At 36.5% G+C, this 3,066-nt stretch carries 6 protein-coding genes; all 6 read left to right on the top strand.

What is annotated here, in order from left to right; all coding sequences use genetic code 11:
- Positions 1 to 181: 181 nt before the first annotated feature.
- The 6 genes from ABJH98_RS15410 to ABJH98_RS15385 all read left to right on the top strand — a co-directional run bounded on the left by ABJH98_RS15410 (position 182) and on the right by ABJH98_RS15385 (position 2,321).
- Positions 182 to 304 (top strand): hypothetical protein, encoded by a 123-nt coding sequence (locus ABJH98_RS15410; protein ID WP_348308592.1) that lies wholly within the window; start codon positions 182 to 184, stop codon positions 302 to 304.
- Positions 305 to 384: 80 nt separating this feature from the next.
- Positions 385 to 540 (top strand): hypothetical protein, encoded by a 156-nt coding sequence (locus ABJH98_RS15405; protein ID WP_348308591.1) that lies wholly within the window; start codon positions 385 to 387, stop codon positions 538 to 540.
- Between the two features lie 74 nt (positions 541 to 614).
- A complete protein-coding gene (locus ABJH98_RS15400; protein ID WP_348308590.1) occupies positions 615 to 1,025 on the top strand; it encodes a hypothetical protein in 411 nt (136 codons plus the stop codon).
- Positions 1,018 to 1,179, top strand: a complete 162-nt coding sequence (locus ABJH98_RS15395) for a hypothetical protein (protein ID WP_348308589.1) — start codon at positions 1,018 to 1,020, stop codon at positions 1,177 to 1,179. The genes ABJH98_RS15400 and ABJH98_RS15395 overlap by 8 nt, the downstream gene beginning before the upstream one ends.
- Positions 1,180 to 1,279: 100 nt before the next feature.
- Positions 1,280 to 1,867: a hypothetical protein gene (locus tag ABJH98_RS15390; RefSeq protein WP_348308588.1), complete on the top strand. Its 588-nt coding sequence runs from the start codon at positions 1,280 to 1,282 to the stop codon at positions 1,865 to 1,867.
- 136 nt (positions 1,868 to 2,003) lie between these two features.
- Positions 2,004 to 2,321: a transposase gene (locus ABJH98_RS15385; protein WP_348308587.1), complete on the top strand. Its 318-nt coding sequence runs from the start codon at positions 2,004 to 2,006 to the stop codon at positions 2,319 to 2,321.
- The last annotated feature ends 745 nt before the right edge of the window (positions 2,322 to 3,066 follow it).

The following is a 3,066-nucleotide window of genomic DNA, read 5'->3' as shown; positions in this document are numbered from 1 at the left end:
TGAGAAATACAAATTCCATGATCCAACGGGTATCTATTTTGTGACAAGCACGGTTGTGCATTGGATTGACCTGTTTACAAGAAATGAATTCAAGCATATCATTGTTGATTCGTTGAAATATTGTCAAAAGGAGAAAGGGTTACTCATTCATGCCTAGGTATTGATGCCGAGTCATTTGCATATGGTGATTAGCACAAAGGGTAAGTCTTTGGAATCGATTATGCGAGACTTCAAGAAACATACCGCTAGAGCCATCATCAAAGCGCTCGATAGAATCATGAAAGCAGAAAAGAGTGGCTACTGAGGGCATTTGAAAAAGCAGCAGAAAAAGTACAGAGGGTTAGTTCCTACAAGGTCTGGCAAGATGGTAATCATCCGATCCATTTGGATACCAATGAACTGCAAGAACAAAAAGTAGATTATATCCATAACAATCCTGTAGAAGAAGAAATAGTAGATGAATCGGTATATTATTGGTATAGTTCAGCAAGAGATTATTCAGGTCAAAGCGGGTTGTTGGAAATTGTGCTGGTGGAATAGTCACGCGTTACGCTGAAAAAGCTAAACGCGCGCCATGGGATTCGCTTATGGCGTGTATGAAATGACAAATCCAGATGGAAATTAGAGTTGTTATGTTGAAGAAGATTAAATATTATTACTACTATATTTTTTTTAATGCTTATTGGTCAAGTTTTGATATTGGTGAAAGTACAATTCCACGACAAAATGCTATCCTCTATATGTTCTTATGGGAAATATTTTTGGTAACAGGACTTTCATCTGTTCTTGGTGGCATCGGGATAATAACTAATTTGAATACCACAATTTTACCGGGCGTTGCTATTATATTATTACTGAATTACTTGGTGTTATCAAAAGCCATATTTGATGATAAATTTAGGGAGTATGAATTTTTATCTCAGAAGAGCAAACGAAAAAGATTATCTCTATTTTTTATTATAATCGTTAGTGCGGGAATTATAAACGCAGCTGGGGCATTTCTTTTTGCATTTTCTGATGTTTAAATCACCTCAAGCTATTTTTGAAACTATTAGTATTTCTTTTGATCTATTTGATGAAGCAGCGGCATTTCCTGATAATAGTGATATGATGAGTGTACCTGATTTGAGCCCAACTCCGTTTCCAACTGATACGAGCGTGTTCAAGAATGGTAAGTGATATTTTAATGAACACGGAGTTCCGTTTTCTGATGTAACAATAAAAGTGAATTACCCAAATGATTCTTCTACGTTAGTAGATGGTCATTACATAACAATAAATGGAAAAGATATATTTCATGGACAACATTAATAAGTTATTTTTTTTAGGATTCTTTTTAATTCTCTTTTCATGTGGTAAAAGCAATAAAACAGAAACTTTTTATGAAAATGGTCAATTAAAAGAAACTGGAATATTGAATAATGGTTCAAAAGATGGTGTATGGACTTTGTATAGCTCGAATGGAGATACATTGGAAAAAAACTATTATCAATTGGGTGACCTCATTATGAGAGAGCGTTTTAATGAGGAAAAAATTGTGGTATTAGATTCATTTGATGTAGTTGGTTATGATAGTTGGACGTACTATAAAAATGGAAGATTAGAGACTGAAAGAAGGTATGAAAATGAATTACCTGTTGGGGAATATATAGCGTATCATGAAAATGGGAATATCCAAGTTAAAGGGAACTATCTGAATGGTAAATTAGTAGGCAAGTATGAGCAATTCTACCCGAATGGTAAAACTCAATTTATGTCCGAAAATGTAGGTGAAGATATACACTACGTCTACGATTCCACTGGCAATCCAACTTACGAAGTTCGATACAAGAATTTTGTACCAATTGACACTATAGCTAGATATTAACAGTCAGAGTCATGTATACCCGCTCTTTTAAGTCTTAGCGTAGCGAGACTTGAAAGGTCAGATCCTTGCAAGTCTTTAGACTTGTTATGAACTAATAATTTTTTTAATTTCATGAACTCAAACACCAACCGACCCAATGAGTTCATCAGGATATAAAATCAGAAATCAGACAGGAATTCATTTCATCACATTTGCAGTAGTCGAATGGATCGATGTGTTTACCAGAAGGCAGTATGCGGAAATTGTGATAGACAGTCTCAATCATTGCCAAAAGGGAAAGGGCTTAGAAATATATGCCTGGTGTCTGATGTCGAATCATCTACACCTGATCATTTCATCTGCCGAAGGCAGATTGTCTGATACACTTCGAGATTTTAAGAAATACACCTCCTCAACCATACTTCCCGCTCGGTCGCATATGCTATGCGACTGTAAGCTTAAAGGGCATTTGTAATGCCCTAAGAGGAACAGAAATCCCCACTGGCGCGCCATGGGAGTTGTTGGAAATTATGCTAGTGGAGTAGTCACGCGTTACGCTGAAAAAGCTAAACGCGCGCCATGGGAGTAGAAAAGCTTGGGTGCTCTGGATTTTTAAATCAGCAGGAAAGAAAAACTCCAATAATAAAATCTACCAGTTTTGGTGCGGTACGACGATTCGGCAAAACAATCAGCCTAAAGAGTTGGAGACTAATAAATTTAAAGATGAGAAATTGGATTATATTCACATGAATCCAGTATCAGCAGGTCTTGTGAATGAACCAGAGTATTAAAGGTATTCAAGTGCCATAGACTATAGTGGAGGGAGTCATGTATACCCGCCTTCAATCGAACAAGAACTAACATTAAAGAATATTATTTGGATTTTGATTAGTGGGTTATTGATTACGACCTTGGTTAATTACCTAATGTCGTTATTTGATGGTAAGCCTTAAAATCAGATCTGAGTAGGCAGAATATTTAAAGCCCCTTGATTGGGGCTTTTTTTATTATCTCTCCGTCCACTTTTCAGGATCGAGAGAGGTATGGAATACTGCCCACTCGAAGAGAGAATTAGGAACCCAATAGCGCGCGTTTAGCTTTTTCAGCGTAACGCGTGCAAAGTATGGCTGAGAGCAAAGGCCTAAACTTGAAGAATTTTATATTTTACAGGATGTCTGAGAAATACAAATTCCATGATCCAACGGGTATCTATTTTGTGA

It is taken from the genome of Reichenbachiella sp. (genome assembly GCF_039969095.1).
In the GTDB taxonomy this organism is placed as follows: domain Bacteria; phylum Bacteroidota; class Bacteroidia; order Cytophagales; family Cyclobacteriaceae; genus Reichenbachiella.
The sequence above is the reverse complement of the archived record's forward strand: the minus strand, read 5'-3'. Positions and strand labels throughout refer to the sequence as shown.

Coding starts and splice junctions, on each gene's coding strand:
- ABJH98_RS15410 (WP_348308592.1), top strand. CDS start 182: ATGGTGATTAGCACAAAGGGTAAGTCTTTGGAATCGATTATGCGAGAC.
- ABJH98_RS15400 (WP_348308590.1), top strand. CDS start 615: ATGGAAATTAGAGTTGTTATGTTGAAGAAGATTAAATATTATTACTAC.
- ABJH98_RS15395 (WP_348308589.1), top strand. CDS start 1,018: ATGTTTAAATCACCTCAAGCTATTTTTGAAACTATTAGTATTTCTTTT.
- ABJH98_RS15390 (WP_348308588.1), top strand. CDS start 1,280: ATGGAAAAGATATATTTCATGGACAACATTAATAAGTTATTTTTTTTA.
- ABJH98_RS15385 (WP_348308587.1), top strand. CDS start 2,004: ATGAGTTCATCAGGATATAAAATCAGAAATCAGACAGGAATTCATTTC.